Here is a 25679-nt window from a genome sequence, read left to right as displayed (position 1 = left end):
GAGGAATACCTAGTGGAGTGCACACCCGAGCGCGCCCGCAGAGTGTGGAGGAGAGTTCACCTCATTCCAGAACCGGAGAAGAAGGTCGAAGTCCTGCTGAAAGTTTTGGGCTGTCTGGATGGCGAAGAAGAGAGGAGGAAGGTTCTCTCTGAAGCGTTCGGATGGGCCCTTCGAGTTAAGGGACGCTCCTGGAGAACTTACATGCTCTCAAGGGTTCTCTACAGGGTTCACGACCTCGAATACTACGACCTGATGCTAGAGCTCTGCAGAAGGATAAGATGGCGGGAGAGGCGGCTCGTATTCGAGGACTTTCTCTTCGAAGACGAGAACGCGGAAACATGCGAGGAGTTCGTTGAGACCCTGAGGAAACGCCACGAGGCCTCGGAGAGGGCCCTCGATACCGTCATCGAGGTTCACCTGAAGTACGAAAAGGAGCTTCTGCGGGCGAAGGGGCTCAACCCGGGGTTTTACAGGCTCCTGCCCTGGAGAACCCCCGAGGGTGTTATCTTTTACGCGGTTCCAAAACCCCTCTATCCCCTGGCGGTGCTCTACCTGTGGCTGAGGGGTATCGCCGGGAGGCTGAGGAGTTCTGGTATTGGAGGCCGGTCAGAACCCCTGTGAGGCCGGGGAAAAGGCACCTCGAATTGAGATGGCATGTTCATAGGGCTTTACAGGCCGTTACTTGAGCTGGCCGCTTGCGTGTGGGGTAGATGGGAGGTGAAGTTCCCGCTGCTTACCTTTTCCCAAAAAGGACATCATCTTTTCCCGCAGGGCAGGAGGTCGTAGTTCCCGGTGACGTGGGCGCGGAAGGTTTTCCTGACGAGGGAAAGCAGCTCATCATCGTGGACGGGCTCAAGCTCCTCCAGCGGAAGCAATGAAGCCCCCGTTAAATCGAGTGAGAGCCCCATCCCCTCACCGAAGGCGTCGCAGACCTCCTCGGGGTCGCGGAAGTCCACGGCTCCGGCAACCCACGTGACGGTGTAGCCATCGAGGGGTTCCACGAGAACGTAGCCGTAGCGCTCCCTCTCCGGGAGGAAAAACCTGTAGAGGCCGTAGCCGATGTCCAGAAGGTTCCCTTTAGCCAGCGTAAGGGAGGAAGGAACAACGGGCAGGCTCCCGAGGGCCGTCCACTCGGCGAGCCGGGCAACGAAGAGCTCCATATCGTCGAGCCCGAGTGCCTCTTGGAGGTCCGTCCAGTCGTTCAGGCCGGCAATCAGGAGGACGTTCCATTTGAAAAACTGCCTCAGGAATGCAATCATCTCGTGGCTGTAGGCGTCCCACCACCAGCTCCTCGGGTTGGGGTGTAGCTCGAGAACCGAAAGCCAGCCAACGCGGTAAATCGAGAAGTCCATATCACGGATTTCCTTTCCCTCAATCGTTTTGATGCAGCGCTTCGGGAAGAGCACCCCCGAGTACACCCTCACCGGCTCGGGCACTTTTATCCCGTGTCTGTACCACTCCCGGACGAGCCGTTGTCTTATTTTCTCCTCAAACTCCCAGTCGACGGGTTTAAAGGTTACCCTGCCGAGCTTGTTGACGATGTTAAGCACTTCGTCCAGCATCCTGTCAAAGAAGAGATAAACGTAGTGGTCAACGCCCATTCTCCATCACCTGCGCCCTGAAGAACTCTTCGGCCCTTTTAAGCAGTTCTTCGTTCCCGACCTTCTGGCCAATGCGCTTAAGGGGAAGTCCAACGAGTTTCAAACTGAACCATGCTTTGTCCTCTAAGAGGTCGCGATAGCACTCCTCGTCGGTTAAATCACTCTCCCTAATTGAAACGAGCAGTTTGTAGCTGTCCAGACTTTTAATGAGCACGTACTCCCCCTCTTCCCTCCAGGGCCTTTCAAGTAACTCATAGAGCCCGTCCTCAAGGTCGAGGAGTTCTTTCTTCACTAGGGTAAGGCCAGATGGAAGAACCTCAAGCTTTCCGAGCTTAACGGTTTTGACCAACCATTCGTACAGGAGGAACTGGTTATCTTCTTCAAAGCCTGCATCTCTGAGGTCGTGGTCGTCCGTGTAACCGCAGATGAGGACCGCCCCGGCCCGCATCAGCTTTCCGAGGAACTTTATTAGTTCAGAGCTCAGGACGAACATCCACATGCCAGTGGAGACTCCAATCTGGAGGAGTGTTATGTCATCCTTCGAGTACGTTTCAACCTCAAGCCAGTCAAGGGAGTCTCCCTCGGTGGTTTTCAGCTCGTAGTGCAGTTCCCCCACTGCAACAAGTCTAAAGCCCCTCATGTCAAAGATGAACTTCAGGTGCTCCTCCCTTTCCTCCCGCTGGTATGCGAGTTCGCGGGTGTACCTGAACTCGCGGGGGAGGTTCTCAAGTACTTCCTCCCACGGTTTATCGAACACGGCGAGGGTATAATACGTGGTCCCCATGTCACTCCCCCGATTCATAAACGGAAAGAAGGTAAAAAGGTTTCAGTCAAATTCTGAAGCGTACGGAACCTGCCCATCCATATTGGTCCGGGCGGTAAGCTGGCCAAGCCTTACAGGTCTCCCACGGCAGGGTGTAATTTCTGTCTGGGTATACAAAACCCCTAAAACTGCCGACCCCTATTTTATCCCGGTGATGCCATGCGAGTCCTTGAGCTGGCGAGGCGAAGGAAGACCGTGAGGAGTTTTCTTCCGAATAAACCGCCGAGGGAGGACATCCTAAAGGCCCTAAAGGCTGCAAAGGAAGCGCCGAGCGGAATGAACGCCCAGCCCTGGAGGTTTGTTGTTATTGACGACGACTGGCTGAAGGGGAAAATACGGGAGCTCTGCGAGAGAGAAGAGGAGAAGTTCTACTCAAGGACGAAGGGCGACCTGATGGCGTGGCTCAACGCCAAGGGCTTCAAACCGGAGAAGCCGTTCCTCAGCGAGGCACCATATCTGATTCTCGTCTTCGGCCATACCAAAGCGCCGTACTGGCTTCAATCAACTTGGATTGCCGTAGGATACCTACTCCTCGCGCTCGAAGAGCTCGGCCTCGGGACTGTAACATACACTCCACCAAATCCGAAGCCGGTCGAGGAGCTCCTGAACGTCCCGCAGGATTACAAGCTCCAGACGATTCTGCCCGTTGGGTATCCTGCCGACCCGAAGCCGAAGTACGAGAGGAAAAAGCTTGAGGAGGTCGTGAGCTTCAACGGGTTTTGACAGAACGGCGAAAGTCGGGCTCCTCCACAGCTTTGCGTTGTCATTTTTACCAGAGAAACTCGAAAAGGTTTATCATTTTTAAGTCAAAACTCCAAGCTTAGGTGATGCCATGTTCTCTCGGAGAATTCAAAATGTTGATACGAGCGCCCTCAGGAGGGTTCTGTCGCTTATAAGCGGAGGGGAGGTCATATCCTTTGCCGGCGGCGTCCCGAGCCCAGAACTTTTTCCGATGGAGGAGCTGAGGGAGCTCGTGGCAGAGGCGAGCGAAAATCCCCTTGCCTTCCAGTACAGCTCCACCCTCGGGCTGAAGGAGCTCAGGGACGAGATAGCGCGCTACATGGAGAGGTGGGGCGTCAGAACCTCCGCGGATGAAATCATGGTGACCCACGGCTCCCAGCAGGGGATTGACGCCGTCGCAAGGACCTTCGTGAACCCGGGCGACGTGGTTATAGTTGAAGCACCTACATACTTCGTGGCCCTCAACACGTTCCAGATTTACGAGCCGGACTTCCAGCAGGTGCCGCTCGACGGGGAGGGGATTGACATTGAAAGGCTTGAAGACCTGCTGAGAAGGCTGAAGGCCGAAGGAAAAACCGTTAAGCTCCTCTACACGGTGCCGACGTTCCAGAACCCTGCGGGGGTTACGATGAGCGAGGGGCGCAGAAATGCCCTTGCCGAGCTCGCCGAAGCTTACGACTTCCTCATCGTGGAGGACAACCCCTACGGCGAGCTGAGATACAGAGGAAAGGCCGTCAAAGCCGTTAGGGCGTTTGCGCCCGACAGGACCGTCTACCTCGGGAGCTTTTCCAAGGTCTTCGTGCCCGGCTTCAGGATAGCGTGGCTGAACGCGCCGGAAGAGCTCATGGAGCGCCTCGAAGTGGCCAAGCAGACCGCCGACGTCTGCACCAACAGCTTCGGCCAGCACGTGACGCTTCTCTTCATGAAGAAGGGTCTCCTCGAGCGGCAGATAGAGAGGCTGAGGGAGGCCTACGGGCCCAAGATGGAGGCGATGCTTGAGGCGCTCGAGGAATTCATGCCCGAAAACGTCGAGTGGACGGAGCCCGAGGGCGGGATGTTCGTGTGGCTGAGGACGGCGAAGAACACGGACGAGCTCCTCGAGGAGGCAGTAAAGCGGGGAGTGGCCTACGTCCCGGGGAGCGCGTTCTACGCCCTCGACCCGAGGAGGGACGAGATGAGGCTGAACTTCACGTTTGAGCAGATTGACAGGATACGCGAGGGTGTGAGGCTCCTGGCTGAGCTCCTCACTTAACGTGACCCCCAGGCCACAAGGTTTCTGGGGATAACTCCGTTAGATAATCTTCCCCAAAGATAGTGTCTCCCCAAGTCTCTGGAGTATCTCAAGCTGTCCTCGAGTCTCAACTGCACACGGTCTGAGCCTCCTAACCTCGGAGAGGGCCCGTTCGAGGGGCAAACGCTTGGAGTACATCAGCCACGCGACCGCTACCGTACCGCTCCGCCCGCACCCACCGAGGCAGTGGACGAGGACTTTCTTCCCTTCCAGAACCTTCACTTCAATCCAGCGGAGGATTTCAAGGAGCTGGCTCAAAGGAGGGGCGCTGAAGTCCGGAATTGGACTGTGAAATACCTCGACCCCCCTCTTTTCCCACTCATCAAGCGAATACGGGAGCTCGAAGTCCTCAACTAAGACCACCACGGCGTCGAAGATTTCGGCAACTTCGTCCAGTTCTTTCTCCACAGGCATCCGCGAGAAGGCGACGTTCTCATCGACGAAGACCGCGGAGGGATACATACCCTACACCCCCACAATCAGGTGTTCCTCACCGCGGGAGCAGGCTATAAGTTTACCGTTTTCGTCAAAGACCCACGCGCCTCCCGGAGGGTAGCTGTTGACGATGAAGGTTCTAACGCCGAGCAACTTCACCCGCTCAGCCATCGCTTCAACGTCTTCCTCGTTAAGCTCCCCGTAGTCAGGCGAGTACTCCATCGGCACGAACAGGTAATCCGGCCTCTTCCGCTTAACCCACTTCGCTATCCTCTTGTTGTACAGGTCGCCGCAGATGATTACCGCCACCTTTCCAAACTCCGTTCTTGCCGTCACCACCGTGTTGCCGGTGCAGAACTTGTACGGTTCTTGAAACTTGCGGTGCTTCAGCAGAACCTCACCGTTGCGCCCGATGAGGAGGGCCGAGTTGTAGATACAGTTCTTGTAGGGCTCCAAAAGGCCGAATACGATGTAAACGCCCGCCTTCCTAGCAAGCTTGCTCACCCTCGCCACAATTTCGCCGTAAAGCCCCGCCCCGCTGAAGTCCCACTCCTCAAAGCCGGTCAGGCAGTACTCGGGAAAGACGAGGAAGTCAGGCCTGTGTTTCAGCGCCTCTCGAAAGCGTTTCTCGAACTCCCACCAGTTGGCCTCGAAGTTTCCAGTTTCAATGCGCATCGGGATTAGCGCTACCCTCATTCTCCCACCGCGGGTTGTAGTCCTTTACCGACATAAAGTTTTTGAGAACCGAAGGTGTTGGATGTTGGGTAGCCATGGAACTGCTCAACCGCTACCGGCTCCTGATGGTGCTGATGCACACAGGCTTCCTTGGGAACCTCGTGGTCATCTACTACCTCTCCAAGGGGCTGAGCTACGCCCAGATAGGACTCGCCACAGCCCTTACAGCGTGGGGAATAGTCCTCCTCGAGGTGCCCACGGGCATAGTTGGAGACCGGGTAAGCAGGAAGCTGAGCGTTCTAATCGGGCTGACGCTGAACGCCATCGCCACCCTCGTTCTGATATTCCTCAACGGCTTTGCAATGCTCCTCCTCTATGCCCTTCTGATGGCCCTGAGCGTTGCCTTCGTCAGCGGGAGCCTGCAGGCGTGGCTCTTCGACACCATGAGGCATCTCGGCAGGGAGAGGGAGTTCCGGGAGTTCATGAAGGGCACCAAGAGCCTGACGATTCCCGTCTCGGCTCTGACGCTCTTAATAGGCGCCTTCCTCGCCCAGCTCTACGGATTCACCCTTCCGCTGGTTCTCTCTTTCATCATCGAGGTTGCGATGATAATTCTCGCGCTCTCAATTCCGGAGTACGGGTTCGAGCCGGTTAGGGAGAGCTACGGAAAGCACACCCTCGGGGCCTTCAGGGAGCTTTTCAGCGGAAGAATCTTCCCGCTCGTTGCCGTTTCAATCCTCGTCTCGCTGGAGACCAACCAGTTCAGGAAGTTCTTCGAGCCGTACCTCGGCAGGGTTTTGGCCATCTACCTCGGCACGACCCTAACAGGAACCCTCGGACTCCTTGGAATAGCCGAGGTTACGGTGAGAACCCTCCCTAAGTTCATTGGGATTAGAATACGGGACTCGTGGAGCCTCAGGCTCTATTCGGTCGCCCCTGTTCTCGTCCCAATCCTGACGATTTTGTCGGTCCTCTACAAAAACCCGCTCTGAATTGTGCTCCTCGGCGTCGTCGCAACGGTCGTCTCAACGGCCTTTCAGTTCAACATTGCGATAGAGCTTCAACACAGGCTCCCGAGCGAGAAGAGGGCGACGATACTCTCGGCCGATTCGATGGTCTCGGCTCTGACCATGGGGAGCTTCTACACGGTTTACGGCTTCGCCGTGAACGCCCTCGGGCTTGCGAAGGCGAGGCTGGTCTTTGCACTCGGCCTTCTCGCGCTCGGCCTTCTCGTGAAGGCGCTTGAAGTTCTGGGACCTTTGGGAGAAGTTCTTAAAGTGGGGCACATTAAACGGGAACATTGAAGGAACGGGAGGCTTGTAAAATGAGAACATACTCCTTCGGCACCGAAACAGTTCCCGTCGCCCTCGCCGGCGACCTGCTCGTTGGAATCGTCCACGACGGGAAAAACTACAGGATAATGCTCGCAAGGCTCGACGGGGAAGAGATAGTTGAGACCCGCTTTTTGGCTGGAGAGAACGACTGGGAGGGCCACAGCGGGGTTAAGCTCGACGACGGCTACCTCATCGGCGGGGCGGTCGAGGGAATTGCAACGCCAGACGGCGGCGAGGGCTGGAAGGCCTACCTCGCGAGACTTGATGGGAACTTAAACGTTCTCTGGGAGCTGAAGCTCGACGTTAGAAGCAACGGGGCCGTTCACTCAATCCTGCCCGCGGGGGATGGAATCATCATAGCGGACGAAACCGGGAGGCCAGGAAACAGGGGCTTCTTCGTGGGGAAGGTCTCCCCGGAAGGCGAGCTCCTCTGGCTGAAAGATTTTGGAAGCTGGGACGACGTCCTCTTCACGGCTCTTCTTCCATCAGGGAACGGCCTAAAGCTCATCGGGAGCGTCAAAAATGGGTGCTGGGAGGTTAGAGCCTTTGACTTCGATGAAAACGGCGAGCTTCGTGGCGAGGAAGCCCTTGCGGAGGGGATAGCGCTGACGGCCTGCTCCTGGAACGGAGAACTCGTCCTGGCCGGCTACCGCGGGGAGAACTTCTGGCTCAGGATTGGTAAAAGGGATGTTGAGCTCGGGAAGGGTAGCGCGACCTCGCTTCTGCCCCTCAAAAATAAGCTCCTCATTGGCGGCGAGCTCGAAGGGAACGCGGTCGTCGTTGAAATCGCCGGCGGAAAGGAGCTAAAGGTTCGGGAGCTCTGGGAGAACGGCTGGGTCGAGGTTTTGGGGGAGGGCATTGTAGTGGGCGTGACGGAGGATTGGGAGATGGTCATCGCCCGCCTCTCCTCCTAATGGCCTTTATTCCAGCATAGGCAAAGCCAAAGTGAAGACCGCGAGCGGGTTCATCGGCACCACTGAAACCAACGTCATGGAAAACGCTTAAAACTCTTTCGCGTTGTAATAATTGGGGATTTTCATGCGACCGGTAGTCCTCAGGGGAGAAAAGGTCTCTCTGGGAATACTACTCAAAGAAGACCTTAGGAAAAGCTGGGAATGGTACAACGAGAGAAACACGGTCAGGAACTTCTTTAACTCTGCTTACTTCACACTCCCGGAGGAAGAGGAGGAATTCTACGAGGAGCTGAAGAAGAACAAGGAAAAGGCGCCTGCCTTTGCCATCATCAAAAACGATGGGACTCTCATAGGCATCGCGGGCTTCAACTGGGTCAACTGGAGCGCGAGATGGGGTGAGCTGTTCTACTACCTCGCACCGGAGGAGAGGGGAAAGGGTTATGGAACGGAAGTCGTGAGGCTCCTCTGCGAATACGCTTTCAGGCACCTAAACCTGCGCAAGGTCTGGGCGAAGGTTCACAGCGACAACATTCCTTCAATCCGGGTTCTCGAGAAGAACGGCTTCTCATTGAGCGGACGGTTCCGGGAGCACGTCTGGAGCGACGGGAGGTACTTAGACGAGCTGATTTACGAGAAGTTCAGAAGGGATGAAAATGATTAAGCGCTTGGAACTCCATCTGAATCTCAACTTCGAGAGGGGAACGCTGGAAGCAGAGGCGAAGTTAAAGCTGGCCGGAAAAGCGGGAACCTTCCTCCTCAACAGGGGCTTGAGAGTGGACTCCGCGAGCGTCCCGTTTTCATGTCGCTTGGAGGGTCTGAGGGGGTTTGAGACCTTCAAGGCCAGCGTCATTCGGCTTAAAGAACCGCTCGAGGAAGTCGAGCTTAACTATTTGGGAAGGCTTGAGAGCTATGAAAGCGTCCTCCCCTACCTCAAGGACTCCATAAGCCGGGGGTACACCCTACTCAGAACGGACTCGCTCTTTTATCCAATCCCGTCGGAGCCAGACTTTGAAAGCATCATCAAGTCGGTCGTGGGCCCCGAATTTAACGCGGAAATAACGGTTGAGGGCGTTCCAGAGGGGTTGGTGGTCGCTTTTGGTGGAGAAATATGCGGGAACCGGCTGAGAATCGAGGGCACAAACAGGCTCGACATTGCCATAGCGCCCTTCACAGTGATTGAAGAGGAGCCCTTCAGGCTCTTCGTTCTGGGCGAGAAAGGAATTGAAAGAACGCTCAAACTGCTTGAGAAGGCATACGGGTTTTATTCATCCATCTTGGGGCGCAGAGCTGATAAGTTCACCGTCATCGAGACGCCGGAGAACTACGGCGGACAGGCCGGGAAGGGCTACGCGCTCGTCACCGGAAGCTCGCTCAGGGCCGAGATACCCACAAACCTATACCACGAGCTCGCCCACCTCTGGAACCCGAGGGCAACGCCCGAGGCTCACCTGAGCAGATTCTTCGACGAGGCCTTCGCCAACTACCTGACGGCGCTGGCGATTAGGGAGATACACGGCGAGGAAGCGTTCAACCGCTTCATCGAGGGCCTGAAAAGGGACTACGAGGTCATCGTTAGGCGCTTTCCAGAGGCGGAGAAGCTCAGACCGTCGGAGTGGGGAAGGCTCGGCCTCTGGGAGCTCTCCTACACGAAGGGCGCGCTGATTCTGTACGAGCTCCACCGGCGGGCAGGTGATGCCTTCTACGACGTCCTAAGGAGGCTCCTAAAAGAGGAGAAAGTGGGCTTCGAGAGGTTCAGGAGAATCGTGAAAGAGGTCGCGGGCATTGAGGTTACCGTTTGAAAAGAGACGGGAGCTGTGGGGAGAAATGCTCTCCAAGCTCATCCACCACGTCCTCGGGAAGGCCCTCAGCCCTGAGGACACGCTTAAAGCTCCGCCTCGCCCGGTTGGTTATCCTTACGAGACCGGCGATTTTAAACGCGAGCGATGGAAGGCGGAGAAAAAAGCGGAGAAAGGAAAGAGGGTTCATTCACTACCCCCGTCGGTCTTTTTCTCCCCTCCAAACCCCTGAGGAAAGCCTGGAACCTGGAACCTTCCGCCGTGCCCCTTTATAAGGCCGCCGAGCATCTCCATGAGCTTCTTGCCGGGGTTTATCGAGTCCATGTACTCCTTGGTGAGCTCAAGCGCCGCTTCCTTGTCCATCCCTGCCTCGACGAGGTTCTTGTAGAACTCCGCCACGCTCCTACCCATTGCCTGAACCCTCTCCGGGCTGTAGAGCTCGTTGAGGAGCTCTTTCAGCGGCTGGAGGATGTCCTCCACCATGTCGCCAACCTTCTCCATGAGGAGGGGTATCTTCTCCAAATCCTTGTCGCCCTCGTAGGCCTCGATGAGGTCTTCAAGCACTCTCGCCTTCTTCCTGAGAACCTCAAGCTCCTCCGGCGTCTTCGCGTTCCTCATCTCCTCAACAATCTCGTTCAGGAGTTCCTCCAGCTTCTCCGGTGCTCCAACCTTCCCGTTCACCATATCAACCACCTCGATAATCATTAGCCCGGTCAAGGTTAATCGGGATTCCGATTATTTCGAGCCACTTTTTGACCACCTGCCTGGAGAGGGCGTAGGTCTTTCCCCTCTCGCCGGGAACCTCAACGACGATTCCCATCTCCCTGAGCTCCCTCAGCTTGGTCCTCACGGTGTTCCGCGAGGCCTTTCCGCGCCTGCCCTTCAGCTCCCGCGCTATCTCGCTCACGTTCGCCCGCTTGAGGTCGAAGAGAATCCGGACGATTTCCCTCGATATGGGGTCGGTAACCTCTGGAACGGCCACCTCTATTCCCAGCCCGCCGTACTGGGCGTAGAGGTTGATAAGGCGAAGATAAGCCTGCGCCAGCTGGGAAACGAGGGCAAAGCTCTCCCTGAGCTCTTCGAGCGCCTTCCTGAGCTCCTGTACTTCCCTGGCGAGTTCCTCATCGGGCATGGTTAATGATTGGGTGGTCAGTCCTTTAGCGTTTCCGGTCAGCGGTGAGCAGTTTTAATGGCTCACCACGAGAGGCCTTCCGTCAGGTTGAGGAGCTGGGAAGCCATGCTTTCTGTGACGTTGCCCCTTGTCCACGCCCGGTACATCCCCGAAACCTCGCGGTCAATATGCAGGAGGACGTCTAGGTTCTCGGCCACGGGTTTTCTCGGGTCTTTGCTGTTCTTAGCGTGGTTGAAGAAGTCGGCTAGGTTTGAGGCTGCAACGTGAACGTTCCAGTAAATTTCCTCCCCGGTGACCTCGTAAAGGGACGAGGAAGCTTCACTGAGCATAAGGGAGCAGAAGGCGTACCTCCCAACCCTCTCCCTAACGAGTTCCTCGCTCGCGTTGTTTTCGAGCATCGTTTCGAGGGCACCCAGGTCCGACAGACAGAAGAGGGCGGTGTTGGAGACGGCCATTAGGCCAGCCCTGGCTTCATCAACCGTAGCGCTCTTCTCGTGGTAGGCGTAGCCGAGGGAAGCTGAGAGGACGAGCAGGACAACGATGATTGCGACGGGGCGCTTCATTAACACCACCTAGCGTAATTGGGAAAGGCCCTTAAAAGGTTTCCCCAACTTAGGGCGGTGATGTTCATGCTCATACGCGAGGCAAGGCCGGAAGATAGGCCCTTCATTGAGGAGATAGCGAGGCTGACCTGGGACGGAGAGGATTATCTAGCGCGGGTCTTCGACGAGTGGCTTGAGGACGGAGGTTTTTACGCCCTCGAGGTGGACGGAAAGGTTGTCGGCACGGCGAAGCTAACCATTCTGCCCGGAAAGGTCGGCTGGCTCGAAGGATTGAGGGTTCATCCCGACTACCGGGGCAGAGGCTTTGGGCGGAAGCTCCACGACTTCATGCTCCAGCTTGGTGAGAGACTCGCGAGGGAAGGCAGGATTGAGGCCCTTGAGTTCGCAACCTACTTCCTCAACCGCGAGAGCATCTCGATGGCCGAAAAGACAGGCTTCCACGTCAAAGCGAAGTTCTTCGTTTTCGGGGCGAATACAAAGGATTTCCAGCCGGAAGAGCCCGAGCGAATCGAGCCAGAGCTGGGCGACCTGACGCTCGGCCTCATTCCTGTAGGTTGGCGCTTCGTGAGGAGGAGCGAGGAGGCTCTGGAGTGGATTAAGCTCAACGCGGAGCTCTACGACTTCAACGGCTTTCGCTTCCTCGTCTCGAAAAAGGGAGCGACGTTCATACCCCTCGACGTCGGCTTGGCCACGCTCAAGGCGATGCTTCCTGCTATGGCATGGGTGGCCCGCGAGAGGGGGAAGGAGAGATTTGACGTTATGCTCCCGAGCGGGGTCAAACCGCTCCTGCCCGGGCTCAGGAGGCTCGGACTTCTCCCCTGGGACGAGAGGGAGGAGCCGAACGTTCTGGTTTTCAGGAAGAAGCTCACGTGAGAGCAAAACAGGGGGACCATCATGATATTCGCCCTCTCAGCAGAGCGGATGAGAGAGCTGCTGCCTCCAGATAGCCCGGGGCCTTCCAGAGTGGTTCAACGAGGCTGGCCTTAGGGCCATTGAACGGGATTTAAGGACGGAGTAGACCCATATCCCGAGTGGAACGAGCCGGCGCCGATTTACGTAAAATGCCTGCGGTAAAAAGAAAACGTGCGGATGGTCATTCTTCTATAAACTTCTCTATCTTCTCCACCTTCTCCTCAATTCCCCCGAGCCTCTTCTCAATCTCCTCAAGCTTCCTCGTCAGCTGAGACGGGCCCCGGGACTCCTCCGGAATGGTACGAACAACGCCCCAGGACAGGGCCGACGAGAGCAGGAGGACGAACACAACGCCAAAAATCGCGTCATCCGGTGTGAGTTTCATTCCCCAGAGGATTCCTATGGAAACGACGATTGCGAAGGCCCAGATTCCCGCCAGGAAGATGGTTCTACTCCCCATCCAACCACCCCCTTATGGACTCGGGACTTACGTGAAGCTCAAAGGGCAGAAGCTCATAGAATCGAAGGGCCTTGCCCTTCTCCTCATCAATCACAAGCCTGCTTTTCACGATTCCGGCCTTTTCAAGCTTTTTCAGGTGTATCTTTGCCAGCCCCCTGCTTACTCCCAGGGAGCGGGCTATCTCATTGAGGTACATTGGCCTTCCCTCTTCCGCGAGCAAGGCGACTATCCTGAGTCTGAGCGGGTGTCCAAGGCCGTCAAGGAGCTTCGCTATCTCCTCCAGCCGCATGTAATCACTCACTAACATGTAATCATTTGATTACATTTAAAGGTTTTGGCACTGACCAGTCGAACCACAGGGAAGAGAAAAATCTTTAAATCTGGAGCGTAATCTGAACGGGGCTTCAAATGCGCTGGAGCGAGATTCCGAAGGATGCCAAAGCCTACATGCTCTACCACACGCTCATTGCTCCCGGCCTGATAGTCTGGATACTCTTCCCGCTCTACCTCATGGAGACCGGCTACTCAATCTTAGAGGTCGGGGCGTTCTTTACAGCTGTCAACATAATCGCGATTCCCCTAACTTACCTCTTCGGCCGGCTCTTCAACCGCTGGGACATCAAGAAGGGCCTTATCGCGATAGACGTTTTAGACGGCATCGCCTACGTTTTGTACGGCCTTGCCAAGGGTGCGATAGCTCCAATTATGCTCTTCGCCGGCAGAACGATTGAGAAGCTCTCGACGGTTCTCTATCCGCTCTACCGGGCCTACGAGCAGGTAATCTACCCGGAGGACAAGTACGAGGAAATCTTTGCCTGGCATCTCCGCTTGCCCGAGATATCTCGGCTTATCACCTTCCCGATTATGGGCTACATCCTCGGCTACGTTTATCCTGGGCCGGAGAGCTACCGTTGGGCGTTTCTGCTCTTCGGTCTCTTCTCGGCCGTCACGGTAGCGTACATCTGGCGGTTCCTCCCTTCCGTTAGTCGGGAGGAGAGGATAACACCGGAGGGCTTCACCTTCAAGGCCGGCGAGTTCAAGTTCCTCCTCGCCTTCGAGGCCCTGCTGACGCTCGCCTGGTCTTTAGCTCCCGAAATCGTGCTGATTAACTACGTCGTCTTCGTGCTCCACAAGACCGTGTTCGAAGTGACGCTGATAGCCTGCGCGAGCAGTCTGGCTTCGATAATAGGAACCTACGCGAGCGAGAGGGTTCCGAAGGGGAAGGGATTCCAGGCGATAGGGGCTGGCATGCTGATTAACGCATTCTACGCGCTGGTGATGGCGCTCTCACCACCCTTCTGGCTCGCCCTTCTCGTCTACGCGGTCGGCGACTTCGGGAGCACGTTCTGGTTCCCCTTCTACCGCTCCTGGATGTTCAAACTCATTCCAAAGGAGAAGGCCAGCGAGTTTCACTCGGCGATATCGAGCTACCGGAAGCTCCTCGCCCTCTTTACGCCCTTCGTTGCGGGAGCGCTGGCAAGCCTTCACCCAACGCTGCCCTACGCTGTGAGCTTCGGGCTGTTCCTTTTGGCGGGGGCGATGTTCTGGTGGCTGGCTAGGAAAGGTATTTATTCAAGAACCGCGAGTTAGGAACGTGGTAGGGATGAGTGAGGTTGTGGTTTCAAAGAGAGACGTGTTGACATACGAGAGGCTAAGAGTAATCTCCGAGCTGGCCCCTATACGGGAAAGAGTGAGGGCCTTCGAGAAGAAATACGGCATGACGCTGAAGGAGTTTGAGAGAAAACTTACGAACTCGGAAGAATCCTTCGAGGCCTGGGACGACTACATCGAGTGGAAGGCCTATGTCAAGAAGCTTGAGGAGCTGGAGAAGAGGCTAAAGGAGATTGAACATGCTGAGAGAGTTAGAATCGCTTGAGAAGAGCTCAGCAGTCAAAAGCTACGAAATCCTCGACTACAAAGAAGGGGACAGCTTTTATTTCCTGAAAATCGGGGCAGAGCTAATAGATGGGAGCGTTCTTTACATCCGGGAATTCGTATCGGAGGATGAGTATAACTACTCTTTTCAATGGCAGAAGGACGGAAAGCTTATAGTCCGCTGGGACAACGCTCCACACCACAAAGATGTTGAGACTTATCCCCACCACAAGCACGTCGGCTCAAAAGACAACGTCCAGCCTTCAAAAGAAATCTCTCTTGAAGACATCCTGAGAGTTATTGAGGAGAAAATTAAACCCCAGTCCTCAGCCTCCAGCCATCTATGCTGAAACCGCCCATCTTCTCAAGGACGTGGTTTACTAACACCTCGGCGTTCTCGGTTTTGACTTCTTTCATGGCCCTGAGGAAGAGGGCAACGAGTTCATCATCCGGAAAATTCGGGAAGAGATAAGCCCTTCTGAAGGCCTTATCGCTGAAGAGCCGATAAACTTTGTCCGCAGGGGGTATTTCAGTCCCGAGAAATCGGGCGTAGGACTCAAGCGCCCTCTTCAGGGTCAGGTGATAGAGGTAAGCGTAGTCTGGGTTTCCCCTTTCCTCGGCGTTCTTTAAACTGTCCAGAGCGTCCCAGAGGAAGTACTTGGCCAGTTTGACTTTCAGGGGGTCGGGCTTTGGAAACGGCTTCCTCATGTACTCCTCGGCCTCGGCTCGAAGGGTCTCTACAATACCCGCCTTGTCGAAGAGGACTTTTCCGGTTAGGATTATCCTCGCGGTGCCCCTGCTGTTTTGAACCAGCTCCTCCTCAAAGTACCTCCTAATGGCCCGTACTGGGTTCGCGAAGTACTCAATCAAAAAGCCGTCCACGAAAACGTTTCCTCTCTCCCGCCAGCCCACATCGTCGGAGAGGATTACGTAAACGTCCACGTCCGAGCGGGGAGTTTGAAGACCGAGGGCGTAGCTTCCCGTGAGGATAGCGGCCTCAACGACCTCGTTTTCTTCCCAGGGCTTGAGGAACTTTCCGAGGGCAACTTCCCAGGGACGCACCGCAAATCACCCCTCATAAAGCCTCGCGTAGACCTCCTCAAGGCTCGGCTCCGTCCTTTTAATCTCCTCGACCCTCAGGCCGGCTTTCACGAGGAGCGCGTTCACCTCCGACGGCTCGGCGTTCCTCAGGGCTATGTAACCATTCACGACCTCGGGGGAATAGCCCCTCTCCCGGAGAACCGCGATGGCCCTCTCAACATCGGCCACCTTCACGAGGACGGCCTCTTCCGCCGGCGCGCTCTTCCTGAACTCCCCCAGGCTTCCGGAGAAGAGAACCCGACCCTCGCGGATTACCGTCACGGTGTCGCAGACCTCATCGACGTCGCTGAGGATGTGCGTCGAGAAAACGATGGAGGTGTCGTTCTTCCTCGCGTACTCCCTCAGGAACCGCTTGAACCTCAGCCTCCACTCGGGGTCGAGGCCCCTCGTCGGCTCGTCGAGGATTAGAACATCGGGGCTTCCGAGAAAGGCCCGCGCTATCGCGACCCTCCTCCGCGTCCCACTGGAGAGGGAGGAGACCTTTTTGTCCGCGTATTCTTCAAGTTCGAAGAAGTCGAGGAGCTCTCTAAGTTCATTCTCGTCGTAAACTCCCTTCAGCAGGACGTAGCGTCTGAGGTTGTCGAGGACAGTGAGGTTTGGATAGAGGAGGTCGTACTCCGGGAGGTAGCCGATTTCGGCCCTCACCTCAGGGTTCTTGAGCGGATTGAGGCCAAGAACCTCAACCTTACCCGAGTCGGGGACGAGGAGACCGAGAACCAGCCGGAAGGTTGTTGTCTTGCCGGCCCCGTTGTGGCCGAGGTAGGCGTGGATTTCGCCCGGCTTTACGGTCAAGCTTACCCCGCGGAGGACTTCTTTTCCCTTTATGGCCTTCCGAACGTTCTCAAGGACTATCATGGAACCACCTTAGACGAGCACCATCCTCTCGGCGAGGCGGTCGCCCAGGGACTTCACGATTGTGAGTGAGGGAATTGAAATCCCAGCCGAAATGGCAAGGGACAATACGAGGGCGAGCTTCAAGGACAGAACGTTTCCAAAGTATTTCGGGACGTAGAGGGGAACAAAGAACGCCACGAAACCCACGGCAACTTTCACGGCGCTGAACCACGCGGACTGGAAGAGGAGCGTTGTCAGAATCACGAAGAAAGTGAAGGTGAAGAGCAGGGGCATTGAAATCAGCAGGCCAGAGAGCATGAGGGTCAACGGAATGTGAGCCCCGCTGTGCCAGGCGAGGAGCAGTCCGACGAAGCTTCCCAGGAGGATTCCAGTCACTTCAATGACGAACCCGGCAAGCGTTTTGAGCAGGAGGAGGCGCGTGGGAGGAAACGGGAGCGAGAGAAGGAGCTCGTGAATGCCAAGGAGTTTCTCCCGGAAAACCGCCCCGCTGAAGAAGAGCGGGAACATTATGGCGAGCGAAACGCTGGAGAGGCCCACGATTGTCCCGCTCGAAACTGGAAACCAGCTGGACAGCCAGTAGATTGTCGCCGTTACCCAGGGGATGGAAATCAGATTAAGCCCTATGTGCTTCGCGGTGTACTTTACTTCTTCGCGGAGCTGGGCGAGTGTTAGCTTCATTTCTTTGCCTCCGAATATTAAGTTAGGTGCTCACCATTCTAAAAACCCATATGTAAATGAGGCCAAGGAGAGCAAACACAGGTATCATAAGGGCAAAACTTCCGACGAGTCCAGAAAAATTCACCAATCTGCCAATTAGAGCGTAGAACAAGGCGCCAACCAAAGCGGAGGCGCTCATCCTCGTCGAGATTATTGTACTGCGGTACTCGTTTGGAATGACATCATTGATTAAGAGAGTGTAACCGGTGAAGTAAATCGCCTCTCCGAGGGAGTATAGAGCAAGTGCAAAGACACCTATAATTTTGGCGTGCATTCCAGCGAACAGCAGATAGGAGAGGAGCATCAATGAAAGAGAAACCCTAAACAGCGGAGCGTGGGATTCCTTCTTACCCTTTCCAACCCACAAAATCAGAAATCCTGCCAATATGCCCATCACGGATTTCAGAGAGTAGAGCAAGCCAAGAGTTTCCACTTTGAGGTTAAGAACGTTGGTAAAGTATAGTTGCCACACGTATATGAAGTGTAAGTGGGGAAGTGTAAAGAGCATATCCGCGATAAAAAGGTAGCGCAGAATGTGAGTGTGGATAATGAAGGAAATACCCTCCCTAACTATTGACAGGATACTCTTCCCCTTATCTCCGTAGTTTTCGTTAAGAAGGAGAACCGCAAGAAGGGCCCCGAGAAAGTTCAGGACGGCCGCGGCGTAGAAAACACTCCTCATCCCTGTGAGAGCAACGATTGTGGCAGTGATAATACCTATCAGGAGTGAATTCGCACTGTTTATCGACCTCAACAAACCGTAGGCCTTCTTGGTCTCATTCCTTTCCAAACCCCGGGTTTTGACCTCTGTGAAGTACCAAGCCTGAAGGGTCCCCGAGATGAAGGAAGAACCAAGAGCGGCAAGGGCATAGGCTGGAGCACATACGAAGAAGTTACGGAAAGCACCTATGAGTGCCATGCTGAGGCCGTAAAGGAGCAGACCGATGGCGAGGGTTTTCCTTCTTCCGTACCTGTCGGCAATTCCGCCTGTAAAAACGTCGGTTGCAAACATGACGAGAAGATAGAGCGAATACAGGTAGCCAACCTGTGAATAGCTCAGACCAAGGGCATCCTTGAAGTAAACTGTGAGAACAGGCGTTATGATGTTTCTGCTGTAAAAGATAACAACACTAACCAGAATCATTTTCATAGAGATTGAGTTCAGCGATTTGGAAGGGTGGGGAGGAAAGGGAATAGAAACACCCCCCACATCAGATAATAGACAAATCCAAGAACCAAAAAGAATCTCGGAATTTAAAACTTTCTAGATACATGGGTTGACAACCGGACGTTAAAATGAAAATGCCGTCAGAACTCCGGAATCCTTATCGGCGCCTGCAACTCTTTCTCGTTCTTCTCAAGGTTGGTCGCGAGCATTCTGATTCTCTCGCAGCCCTTGATTTCTCGAATGAACTCGGCGACGCTCCTCGGCACCAAATCCTCCCATGGCTTCCCCTCGACCATGCGCTTCCTTATCTCCGTTGCCGAGAGGATGTCCTTCCTGAACATCGGCTGAACGATGACCTCGTAGCCCTTCTCGCGGAAGAGCTGGGCGACGAGCGAGTTCCCGGTGAAGACGACGTCGAAGCGGGGCACCATACTAACCACGTAGGTCGCCCAGATGGCGTTGAAGTTGATGTCCGGGAGAGGAATCAGGTAGTAGCGCTTCTTTGGGAACTCCGCCTCATCGAGGGCCCTTATCAGCATCTCCATCCTCTCGCTCGTCGTGAATGGGTTCTTGAGCGTGTGGCTGGCCTGGGCGCTCCCGATTCCGATAATGACCTCGTCAACCTGCGAGAAGACAAATTCGAGAGCCTTCATGTGTCCGTTGTGGACGGGCTGGAAACGACCGACGAAGAGACCGCGTTTGACCATGCAACCACCTCGTTCAACCTTTTTGAACGACCCGTTCAGTTTCGCCGAACGAATCACCCAGGACAATTTTTACTCCCTCACTTTTGGCGGCATCGACGAAGTCGGAATCGAGGGTAACCAGAGTTAGGTCATAGAATTTCGCAGTGGCAAGGATTAGGGCATCATTGGGGAGCAAGCCGTAATTCAGAACGAACTCAAAGGCCTTTTCTTCTATCTCCTCAGTGAGGGGAAGCTCCGAGAAATTGTCCCTGAGGTAGAGATATACCTTCTCAAGCTTATCCCTGTGTTTTTCAACCTCTTCAGGATTGCCCCTTAGCGTAAGGTAGCTCTTGCCAGTAACGAGTTTTAGAAAAACAAACAGGACCTCGCTGAAAATTATTGGATTTGTAAACTTCGAATCGTTTCCAATTGATTGAAGCACTCGCTTGGCAACGGGATTGCCCTTTAGGGCCTCAATGATAACCGACGAATCAACCAAAGAGCTCCTCATAGGCCTCCAACCTCAGCTCCTTGGCACTCTTCTCGCTCTTCACAATGCCAAACACATCGTCGAGAGTGACCCTCGGTCCCTTCTTTCCGCCTTCGAACGCCCTAACCAGAGCCTTTACTTCCCGCTCAAACAGTCGCTCCATTCCGTCTGGAACGCGAACCCGAAGAGTTATCTCACCCATTCTTTTCACCCATATTAAACTCGTTGCAATTTACTCAAAACCCTTTCTAAACCAGCCTCACCCTGACCTCGTCCCCGACCTTCAGGCTGAGCCTCTCGCTCGCGCTCCCCTGGTTGACGGCAATCTCGAGGTAGTCGTGGCTTCCCGGCAAAGCTAGAAGCTCCCCCGGCTTCACGTAGCCGTAGGCGTCGAGGTAAGGAATCCTCAGCCCGAAGTCGGGTAATTCAACCGCCTTCGGCCTTCCGTAGTTCTCAAGGTTGAGGATGACGTTGCCAAAGTCGTCCACATAGATTACCTTCAGCAACCAGAGGTCGCCTTCCCTTCTCGGCTCGACGTCGAGCTTAACCAGCGAATCGAGCGGAATCTCGCGGGCAAACTCCTCTGGAGAAACTCCCTTCTCTATGAGCGCGCCGGCCGGCCCAAAGACGTCCCTGCCGTGGAAGGTAGAGCTTATCCTCCAGCCGGTGAAGCGCTTAATCCTCTCGAAGTCTATCTCCCAGGCGCATCTCGGGTTTATGTGCTTGAGCGGAAGCGTTGCCAGCCCGTTGTCCGGAACGACCAGCCACTGGTCGCCCTCGATGATTACCGCCTTCCTCTCGGTCCCGACGCCGGGGTCTATGACTCCGACGTGAACCGTTCCGGGAGGCGAGTACTTGACCACCTGCTCCATGATGAAGGAGCCCTCGATTATCGAGTACCTCGTCACCGCGTGGGTGACGTCAACGAGCTTTGCGTTCGGGTTGACGCGGAGCATCGCGACCTTCATCTCGCCGACGTAGGGACCCTTGAGCCCGAAGTCCGTCGTTAGCGTTATCACTCCCACCACCCAAAGTTTAATTAACGGTTCGGCTTTAAAGGGTTTGGAGATGAAGGTGAAGAGAACGGCCGTCCTTCTGATACTCGCGCTCATCGTGCTCGCGTCCGGTTGCCTCGTGAAGCCACCGGCGAAGGTTACCTTCTCGATTGACAAGACGACCGTACCCCCCGGCGGAACGTTCCACATAATCGTGACCGTCAACAACACGGGAAAGGTCGGGCTCGTCGGGGCCACACTAATCCTGGGCAACGACAACTTTCAGATAGTCCAGGAGCCAAGGTTTCCGCCCGTTCTAAAGGTCGGCCAGTCAACCCAGCTCGTCTGGATAATCCGCGCTCCCTCAAGGCCCGGAATATACACCTTCCAGGTCTCCCTGGAACTGCGGGACGAACTTAAGAGAACCTGGACGGGTTTCTACGGCCACTTCAGGATAACCGTCTCCACAGAGGAGAACGTTCCGGTGAGGCTCTCGCTGAACGTGAGCGCACCCAAGAGGGTTTTCGGGGGCGACGAGATTCCCGTAACCGTTGAGATAACCAACGAGTACGACGAAGAGGTCGAGCTCCTCAAGGTGAGCTTCGTGCCCCTGCCCGGGATGAAAGTTCTCGGGGCGCCAACACCTCCGAGGGTTATCCCCCCAGAGGAGAGCGTGACCCTGCGCTACACCTTCAAGGCACCCTACGCCTACCGCGACGGTTTCGTCTCGGTTCTCGTCCAGTACCGCGTCGGAACAGCTGAGAAGAGCATGGCAAAGAGCTTTAGAATTCAGGTCGTCTGGCAGCCCTGGGAGGCAACGGTCGAACAGCTGAAGGAAGCGTACGGGGAGAATTACGCCTGGACAGCCAGCGGGCACATCGTTGACAGGTACTGGGAGGAGAAGTACAACTCAAGCTCGGCCTTCAACGCAACGACGTTTAAACCCGCAACTCTGGCGATAATCGGGAACGCAAGCTCCGAGTACCAGGCGGCGGTTGAGCTTTACAAGTGGATTAAGGCAGTCTACAATTTCACGGACAACACGACGACCCTCAACCCGAAGGAGCTTCTCAGGATGGAAACCATAAGCCCGAGGGAGGCCCAAATCCTAATAACGGCGATGCTCAGGTCAATAAACGTTCCCGCCAGGGTTGTAGGCCTCTACAACGGCGTGGACTGCACTGCACACCCAATTACCGAGTTCTACACCGGCGACGGCTGGTACGTGATTGACTTCAGCCACGACTTCATAGGTCCCCTGGACGAGTACCTAGCCAGTCCATACTTCCCCAGGCTCTACCAGCTCATAACGACCAGGGGCTACCGTCTCGTGGCCCTCAAATACGGAACCGGCCTCCACAACCACGTTGACGTCACGACCCAGTTCACGAACGACCTCGAGGACAGGCTTATGAACGTGATTATGAACCGTGTAAAGCCGTCTCTCCGCTCCAAGCTTGACCTCGTCCTCAACGGCCTGAACGAGCAGGAGAAACTCTACGCGCTCTTCCTCTTTGCGTCGGCACCCAACGAGGCCGAGCTGAACGAGGTCCTCTCAGAGTGGAGCGCGGACAAAATCCAGAAAAACATAAAAGTCCTGTACGAGTTCTACAGGGACATACCCTGGCGCGATGATTTCACCTACTACTGGAGGGTCTTCACGGGTGAGGTGTGATGATAGCGGTGCTCAGACTCGGCCACAGGCCGGAGAGGGATAAGCGAATCACAACGCACGTGGCCCTGACGGCGAGGGCCTTCGGAGCCGACAAAATAATCATCGCCGCCGAGGAAGACGAGCACGTCAGGGAGAGCGTTGAGGACGTCGTGAGGCGCTGGGGAGGGCCGTTCGAGATAACCTTCGACCCCAGCTGGAAGAAAATCCTGAGGGAGTGGCGCGAGAGGGGCGTTATAGTCCACCTGACGATGTACGGGGTGCACATAGACGACGCGATGCCGAAGCTTAAGGAGGAGCTGGGGGCTGGAAAGGACTTCCTCATCGTCGTCGGTGCCGAGAAGGTTCCGAGAGATGTTTACGAGCTGGCCCACTACAACGTGGCAGTTGGCAACCAGCCCCACAGCGAGGTGGCGGCTCTGGCGGTTTTCCTCGACAGGCTCCTCGACGGTGAGGGCCTGAGGAGGGAATTCGAGGGAGCGAAGCTCAAAATAATTCCGCAGGAGAGGGGGAAGAAGGTAATCCAGCTCGACGGGTGAAGGAAATGGTCCTCAACAGGTATCGAGAGAACGTCAGGGGCTACCTCGAGGCGATAGTTAAGCCCCTCGCAAAGGCCGGACTGACGCCGAACGCGGTTACTGTGATAGGCCTTCTCCTAAGCCTCCTCGCGGCCTACCTATACTACCTCCGCGAGCCGAGGTTAGCAGCTTTAACCCTCCTGATAGGTTCTCTCATTGACGCCCTCGATGGAACGCTGGCGAGGCTGACCGGAAAGACGAGCCGCTTCGGGGCGTTCCTCGACTCGACCTTCGACAGGATAAGCGACGGCGCGGTGCTCTTTGGAATAGCGCTCGGAAGTCTCGTCGACTGGCGAGTTGCTTTCCTGACGTTCATGGGAAGCTACTTGGTGAGCTACGAGCGCTGCAGGGCCGAGCTGGCCGGCTCAGGAAAGCTCGCGGTGGGTATAGCCGAGAGGGCGGAGAGGCTGATAATCCTGATGGTTTTCTCGTTCCTCGGGGCGGAATACGTCAAGTACGGCGTCTACATAGTCGGAATACTCGCGTGGATAACCGTCGTCCAGAGGTTTTACGCCGCCTACCAGAGGCTGAAGTGAAGAAGAGGGGAATGACGAAAATTTCGCTATCTGAGGCTCCGATGAAGAGCCCTGCCGTTGCCGACCCCCATCATTTTTCCATCAGGCCCTTCACTATTTCAACGACGTCGCCGAGTTTCGAAACGACGAAGTCGCAGTTGCCCCAGAGCTCCCTCTTCTCAGCCTTCGGGTCGAGGAGAACGCTGAGCATTCCAACGTTCCTGGCCCCAACGCAGTCTTTCCTCGGGTTGTCGCCGACGTAGAGGGCCTCCTCCGGCTTTACACCCGCCTTTTCGAGGGCCAGCTGGAAGGGCCTCGGGTGGGGCTTGAAGTAGCCCGCTTCCTCGCTGGTGGTTATCGAGTCGAAGAGGTCGTAGATTCCGAGTGCTTTTAGGTGGCTCTCGATGTAGTCGTTGTCCGAGTCGGTTATGATTCCCACGTGGAGGCCGAGCGCCTTGAGCGCCTCAATCGTCTCGACGGCATCGGGGAAGAGTTCCCCATAGCGAGCGTGCATTTCAAGGCTGATGTTCCAGAAGTCCTTTGGAACCGAGAAGCCGTAGCGCTCTGCGACGCGCCTTAAAGCTTCCGTATCGACCTCGCGGATTTTCCTCGCTTCTTTGCCTGCCAGCTCGCTGAAGAGCCTCGAGCTCTCCTCCTCGTAGGCCCTCCAGACTTCCTCGGCGTCAAGGTCGGCGTTCGCCCTCCTGAGGACCTCGCGAATTATGTTGAGGTGCGTTACGTTTTCGCCGTCCTTCGTTATGAGCGTCCCGACGAAGTCGAAGAAGACCGCCTTCATTTTCACCACCGTTTTTAGGTTCCAGAAGGGCGTTAAAACGCTTCCCGCCGGGAAGACGAATTTCACCCGAAAATATTTCGAATGGTTGTAGGTCCGACGGAAAAAGCTGAGAAAGGCTTTTATCGTAGGACAACCCCCTTTTATGGCGGAGGTGAGGAAAATCGAGGCCATACTCCTCGTCTGGGGCGTTAGGGACGAGGTTCTGGAGAAGCTCCCCGTGAGCGGGCAGTGGCTCTACGGGGAGTACGACTTCATAGCCAAGGTGGACTTCGCGGGAGAGAAGGAAATGGAGGAGTTTGAGAAGACCCTCAGGCACCTCATCAACGGAAACACCTTCAAGCTCATGCCGGTTAAGCTCTCGGCCGTTAAGAGGGAGGTCGAAGGAGAGGAGACGATAGCGCTCCTTGAGAGCGTTAAAGCTTCGGCCCCATGATTCCTTTCTTCTTCAGCTCCTCGTATGCCCTTCTCAGCGCGTCCCTTATAAGGTAGCGCTTGTTCAGGCCACCGAGTCTGTAGGCCGCTTTCCTCAGGCTTCCCGTTTTGAGGAAAAGCTCTATCAGCTTCCTGTCCTCCTCGGGCAGGTCGAGGTACTTTAACGCCTTCTCGGCTATCTCAACCGGCAGGTTGCCCTCGTAGGCGTAGTCCGAGCTCATAACCGGTTTGTCAAACTTCTCCACGAGGCGGAAGACTATCACGTGGGCCTTGGAGTCGTCGTTTACGTACTTGTAGTGCTCCTTCAAAGCCCTAATCAGCTCCTCCCTGCTCGAGAAGCCGTCGAGGAATGCATCTTCATCTGTGAGCTCCTTCACAGTTTTGCTCTCGACCCTCTCGATTACGGCCTTTCCGAGGGCGTAGCCGCCGGCGTGGATTAGAACCGTGTCCCCCTCCCTGAGGTTCGGTTTTCTGCCCAGCCTGACGGTTGCCCTCTTCTTCCCCTTCAGTATCGCTTCTGCGTACTTCCCATCGAACTCGAGGTGCTTCATCGTCCCTCACCGATGAGCTTGAACTTTATGGCGATAACACCGTAGCGGTTCTCCTTCCACTTGGGGTAGAGGTTGTGGAACCTCTTCACGGCCCTCTCAAAGCTCGGCTCGTCGGGAAAGATTTTCTTTATCGGCTCCTCGCGCAGAACCTGTCTAAACGTCTCGTAGCGTTTGACCTCGGTAACAACGGCCGGAACCGAGTCGTTGAAGATGAGCTTGTCCCCGGGCTGAATTTTCCTGAGTTGCGGGTAAGCGACGCGAACCTCTATCCGTTTCTGGCCGGACTTTATGAAGTCCAGATACTCTTCCTTGACGAACAGTCTGTAAACCTTCATCTTCGCTCCCGAAGAAAGTTCAGGGAAACTTTTAAAGGCTTTGGGGCGTAACCTTATTGGGAGTGACCATGAGAAGGGCTCAAACTGCACTGGAATACCTATTCATGCTCGCAGCGGTTCTCGTGCTCGTGCTCATGGCGACGAGGGTCGTCCTGAACTCAATGAGAGACCTCAACAGGAACGTTAACAACTACGTTGACAGCGTCAGGAAAGAGCTCCTCGAAAACCTGTGAGGT

General features: G+C 55.6%; 37 protein-coding genes. 17 read left to right on the top strand and 20 right to left on the bottom strand.

The window, feature by feature from the left end; all coding sequences use genetic code 11:
- The first annotated feature begins 12 nt into the window (after positions 1–12).
- Complete coding sequence (locus E3E30_RS00330) at positions 13–621, top strand: hypothetical protein (protein ID WP_167728064.1); 609 nt, start codon at positions 13–15, stop codon at positions 619–621.
- 134 nt (positions 622–755) lie between these two features.
- On the opposite strand, the gene E3E30_RS11220 is transcribed toward E3E30_RS00330, so the two are convergent.
- Together E3E30_RS11220 and E3E30_RS00320 are read right to left on the bottom strand one after the other, a co-directional pair.
- A complete protein-coding gene (locus E3E30_RS11220; RefSeq protein WP_206205052.1) occupies positions 756–1601 on the bottom strand; it encodes a hypothetical protein in 846 nt (281 codons plus the stop codon).
- Positions 1591–2385: a hypothetical protein gene (locus E3E30_RS00320; RefSeq protein ID WP_167728063.1), complete on the bottom strand. Its 795-nt coding sequence runs from the start codon at positions 2383–2385 to the stop codon at positions 1591–1593. The genes E3E30_RS11220 and E3E30_RS00320 overlap by 11 nt, the downstream gene beginning before the upstream one ends.
- A 198-nt stretch (positions 2386–2583) precedes the next feature.
- Between E3E30_RS00320 and E3E30_RS00315 the strand changes: the two genes are divergently transcribed.
- A complete protein-coding gene (locus E3E30_RS00315) occupies positions 2584–3147 on the top strand; it encodes a nitroreductase family protein (RefSeq protein ID WP_167728062.1) in 564 nt (187 codons plus the stop codon).
- A gap of 109 nt (positions 3148–3256) precedes the next feature.
- Positions 3257–4417, top strand: a complete 1161-nt coding sequence (locus E3E30_RS00310) for a PLP-dependent aminotransferase family protein (protein WP_167728061.1) — start codon at positions 3257–3259, stop codon at positions 4415–4417.
- 39 nt (positions 4418–4456) lie between these two features.
- Here the strand turns inward: E3E30_RS00310 and E3E30_RS00305 are convergent, their stop codons facing one another.
- Both E3E30_RS00305 and E3E30_RS00300 read right to left on the bottom strand, forming a co-directional pair.
- A complete protein-coding gene (locus E3E30_RS00305; protein ID WP_167728060.1) occupies positions 4457–4918 on the bottom strand; it encodes a dual specificity protein phosphatase family protein in 462 nt (153 codons plus the stop codon).
- Positions 4919–4921: 3 nt separating this feature from the next.
- Positions 4922–5587 (bottom strand): carbon-nitrogen hydrolase family protein, encoded by a 666-nt coding sequence (locus tag E3E30_RS00300; RefSeq protein WP_167728059.1) that lies wholly within the window; start codon positions 5585–5587, stop codon positions 4922–4924.
- A 74-nt stretch (positions 5588–5661) separates the two neighbouring features.
- On the opposite strand from E3E30_RS00300, the gene E3E30_RS00295 reads away from it, so the two are divergent.
- From E3E30_RS00295 to E3E30_RS00280, 5 genes are all read left to right on the top strand, one after another.
- A complete protein-coding gene (locus tag E3E30_RS00295) occupies positions 5662–6558 on the top strand; it encodes an MFS transporter (protein ID WP_240922481.1) in 897 nt (298 codons plus the stop codon).
- A 3-nt stretch (positions 6559–6561) separates the two neighbouring features.
- Positions 6562–6870, top strand: coding sequence for a hypothetical protein (locus E3E30_RS11275; protein WP_240922479.1), 309 nt, complete (start codon positions 6562–6564; stop codon positions 6868–6870).
- A gap of 20 nt (positions 6871–6890) precedes the next feature.
- On the top strand, positions 6891–7814 hold the full coding sequence (locus E3E30_RS00290; protein ID WP_167728058.1) for a hypothetical protein: 924 nt from the start codon (positions 6891–6893) through the stop codon (positions 7812–7814).
- 124 nt (positions 7815–7938) lie between these two features.
- The gene (locus E3E30_RS00285) at positions 7939–8475 is read left to right on the top strand and encodes a GNAT family protein (RefSeq protein WP_167728057.1); all 537 of its coding nucleotides are present in this window, start codon (positions 7939–7941) and stop codon (positions 8473–8475) included.
- Positions 8468–9613: a M1 family metallopeptidase gene (locus tag E3E30_RS00280; RefSeq protein ID WP_167728056.1), complete on the top strand. Its 1146-nt coding sequence runs from the start codon at positions 8468–8470 to the stop codon at positions 9611–9613. Before E3E30_RS00285 ends, E3E30_RS00280 begins: the two co-directional genes overlap by 8 nt.
- 183 nt (positions 9614–9796) lie before the next feature.
- Here E3E30_RS00280 and E3E30_RS00275 read toward each other — a convergent pair whose 3' ends face one another.
- The 3 genes from E3E30_RS00275 to E3E30_RS00265 form a co-directional block, all read right to left on the bottom strand.
- A complete protein-coding gene (locus E3E30_RS00275) occupies positions 9797–10294 on the bottom strand; it encodes a hypothetical protein (RefSeq protein ID WP_167728055.1) in 498 nt (165 codons plus the stop codon).
- Position 10295: 1 nt separating this feature from the next.
- Positions 10296–10742, bottom strand: coding sequence for a winged helix-turn-helix domain-containing protein (locus E3E30_RS00270; RefSeq protein WP_167728054.1), 447 nt, complete (start codon positions 10740–10742; stop codon positions 10296–10298).
- Positions 10743–10804: 62 nt separating this feature from the next.
- Positions 10805–11305: a hypothetical protein gene (locus E3E30_RS00265; protein ID WP_167728827.1), complete on the bottom strand. Its 501-nt coding sequence runs from the start codon at positions 11303–11305 to the stop codon at positions 10805–10807.
- A gap of 60 nt (positions 11306–11365) precedes the next feature.
- Between E3E30_RS00265 and E3E30_RS00260 the strand changes: the two genes are divergently transcribed.
- Positions 11366–12178, top strand: coding sequence for a GNAT family N-acetyltransferase (locus tag E3E30_RS00260; RefSeq protein ID WP_167728053.1), 813 nt, complete (start codon positions 11366–11368; stop codon positions 12176–12178).
- Between the two features lie 220 nt (positions 12179–12398).
- Here E3E30_RS00260 and E3E30_RS00255 read toward each other — a convergent pair whose 3' ends face one another.
- A complete protein-coding gene (locus E3E30_RS00255; protein WP_167728052.1) occupies positions 12399–12677 on the bottom strand; it encodes a hypothetical protein in 279 nt (92 codons plus the stop codon).
- The gene (locus tag E3E30_RS00250; RefSeq protein WP_346765881.1) at positions 12667–12978 is read right to left on the bottom strand and encodes a winged helix-turn-helix domain-containing protein; all 312 of its coding nucleotides are present in this window, start codon (positions 12976–12978) and stop codon (positions 12667–12669) included. Before E3E30_RS00250 ends, E3E30_RS00255 begins: the two co-directional genes overlap by 11 nt.
- A gap of 107 nt (positions 12979–13085) precedes the next feature.
- Here E3E30_RS00250 and E3E30_RS00245 point away from each other — a divergent pair, with 107 nt between their 5' ends.
- The 3 genes from E3E30_RS00245 to E3E30_RS00235 are packed head-to-tail and all read left to right on the top strand — an operon-like array spanning position 13086 to position 14902.
- Complete coding sequence (locus tag E3E30_RS00245) at positions 13086–14267, top strand: MFS transporter (protein ID WP_167728051.1); 1182 nt, start codon at positions 13086–13088, stop codon at positions 14265–14267.
- A gap of 13 nt (positions 14268–14280) precedes the next feature.
- The gene (locus E3E30_RS00240; protein ID WP_014121649.1) at positions 14281–14553 is read left to right on the top strand and encodes a hypothetical protein; all 273 of its coding nucleotides are present in this window, start codon (positions 14281–14283) and stop codon (positions 14551–14553) included.
- Positions 14528–14902 carry a DUF6516 family protein gene (locus E3E30_RS00235; RefSeq protein ID WP_167728050.1) on the top strand — a complete coding sequence of 125 codons (375 nt, stop codon included), beginning with the start codon at positions 14528–14530 and terminating at the stop codon, positions 14900–14902. Before E3E30_RS00240 ends, E3E30_RS00235 begins: the two co-directional genes overlap by 26 nt.
- Here E3E30_RS00235 and E3E30_RS00230 read toward each other — a convergent pair.
- The 8 genes from E3E30_RS00230 to E3E30_RS00195 form a co-directional block, all read right to left on the bottom strand.
- On the bottom strand, positions 14865–15614 hold the full coding sequence (locus E3E30_RS00230; protein ID WP_167728049.1) for a nucleotidyltransferase domain-containing protein: 750 nt from the start codon (positions 15612–15614) through the stop codon (positions 14865–14867). The two genes, E3E30_RS00235 and E3E30_RS00230, sit on opposite strands and share 38 nt — an antisense overlap.
- A 6-nt stretch (positions 15615–15620) precedes the next feature.
- Complete coding sequence (locus E3E30_RS00225) at positions 15621–16508, bottom strand: ABC transporter ATP-binding protein (protein WP_240922478.1); 888 nt, start codon at positions 16506–16508, stop codon at positions 15621–15623.
- Between the two features lie 9 nt (positions 16509–16517).
- Entirely contained in the window at positions 16518–17186 is a 669-nt protein-coding gene (locus E3E30_RS00220; RefSeq protein ID WP_167728048.1) for a hypothetical protein, read from the bottom strand.
- A 22-nt stretch (positions 17187–17208) separates the two neighbouring features.
- Entirely contained in the window at positions 17209–18369 is a 1161-nt protein-coding gene (locus E3E30_RS00215; protein ID WP_167728047.1) for an MFS transporter, read from the bottom strand.
- A 164-nt stretch (positions 18370–18533) separates the two neighbouring features.
- A complete protein-coding gene (locus E3E30_RS00210; RefSeq protein WP_099212015.1) occupies positions 18534–19100 on the bottom strand; it encodes a nicotinamide-nucleotide adenylyltransferase in 567 nt (188 codons plus the stop codon).
- Between the two features lie 13 nt (positions 19101–19113).
- Entirely contained in the window at positions 19114–19590 is a 477-nt protein-coding gene (locus tag E3E30_RS00205; RefSeq protein ID WP_167728046.1) for a type II toxin-antitoxin system VapC family toxin, read from the bottom strand.
- Entirely contained in the window at positions 19571–19771 is a 201-nt protein-coding gene (locus E3E30_RS00200) for a hypothetical protein (protein ID WP_167728045.1), read from the bottom strand. The genes E3E30_RS00205 and E3E30_RS00200 overlap by 20 nt, the downstream gene beginning before the upstream one ends.
- Before the next feature lie 46 nt (positions 19772–19817).
- A complete protein-coding gene (locus tag E3E30_RS00195; RefSeq protein ID WP_167728825.1) occupies positions 19818–20588 on the bottom strand; it encodes an S-adenosyl-l-methionine hydroxide adenosyltransferase family protein in 771 nt (256 codons plus the stop codon).
- A gap of 49 nt (positions 20589–20637) precedes the next feature.
- Between E3E30_RS00195 and E3E30_RS00190 the strand changes: the two genes are divergently transcribed.
- From E3E30_RS00190 to pgsA, 3 genes are read left to right on the top strand one after another with little or no spacing between them, the layout of a single operon-like run.
- Positions 20638–22239: a transglutaminase domain-containing protein gene (locus tag E3E30_RS00190; RefSeq protein ID WP_167728044.1), complete on the top strand. Its 1602-nt coding sequence runs from the start codon at positions 20638–20640 to the stop codon at positions 22237–22239.
- The gene (locus E3E30_RS00185; protein WP_167728043.1) at positions 22239–22775 is read left to right on the top strand and encodes a tRNA (cytidine(56)-2'-O)-methyltransferase; all 537 of its coding nucleotides are present in this window, start codon (positions 22239–22241) and stop codon (positions 22773–22775) included. Before E3E30_RS00190 ends, E3E30_RS00185 begins: the two co-directional genes overlap by 1 nt.
- A gap of 5 nt (positions 22776–22780) precedes the next feature.
- Positions 22781–23350 (top strand): archaetidylinositol phosphate synthase, encoded by a 570-nt coding sequence (pgsA, locus tag E3E30_RS00180; RefSeq protein ID WP_167728042.1) that lies wholly within the window; start codon positions 22781–22783, stop codon positions 23348–23350.
- 70 nt (positions 23351–23420) lie between these two features.
- On the opposite strand, the gene E3E30_RS00175 is transcribed toward pgsA, so the two are convergent.
- Entirely contained in the window at positions 23421–24125 is a 705-nt protein-coding gene (locus E3E30_RS00175; protein WP_167728824.1) for a TIGR02253 family HAD-type hydrolase, read from the bottom strand.
- Between the two features lie 142 nt (positions 24126–24267).
- Here E3E30_RS00175 and E3E30_RS00170 point away from each other — a divergent pair, with 142 nt between their 5' ends.
- Positions 24268–24558 (top strand): hypothetical protein, encoded by a 291-nt coding sequence (locus tag E3E30_RS00170; RefSeq protein ID WP_167728041.1) that lies wholly within the window; start codon positions 24268–24270, stop codon positions 24556–24558.
- Here E3E30_RS00170 and E3E30_RS00165 read toward each other — a convergent pair.
- Entirely contained in the window at positions 24539–25108 is a 570-nt protein-coding gene (locus E3E30_RS00165) for an ASCH domain-containing protein (RefSeq protein WP_167728040.1), read from the bottom strand. The genes E3E30_RS00170 and E3E30_RS00165 overlap by 20 nt on opposite strands.
- On the bottom strand, positions 25105–25443 hold the full coding sequence (locus E3E30_RS00160; RefSeq protein ID WP_042690839.1) for an ASCH domain-containing protein: 339 nt from the start codon (positions 25441–25443) through the stop codon (positions 25105–25107). The genes E3E30_RS00165 and E3E30_RS00160 overlap by 4 nt, the downstream gene beginning before the upstream one ends.
- A gap of 68 nt (positions 25444–25511) precedes the next feature.
- On the opposite strand from E3E30_RS00160, the gene E3E30_RS00155 reads away from it, so the two are divergent.
- Positions 25512–25676, top strand: coding sequence for a class III signal peptide-containing protein (locus tag E3E30_RS00155; protein ID WP_084606322.1), 165 nt, complete (start codon positions 25512–25514; stop codon positions 25674–25676).
- The last annotated feature ends 3 nt before the right edge of the window (positions 25677–25679 follow it).

It is taken from the genome of Thermococcus sp. 9N3, from assembly GCF_012027685.1.
GTDB classification, from domain to species: Archaea; Methanobacteriota_B; Thermococci; order Thermococcales; family Thermococcaceae; genus Thermococcus; species Thermococcus nautili.
Note: the sequence above shows the minus strand (reverse complement) of the source record. Positions and strands in the feature narration are given on the sequence as shown.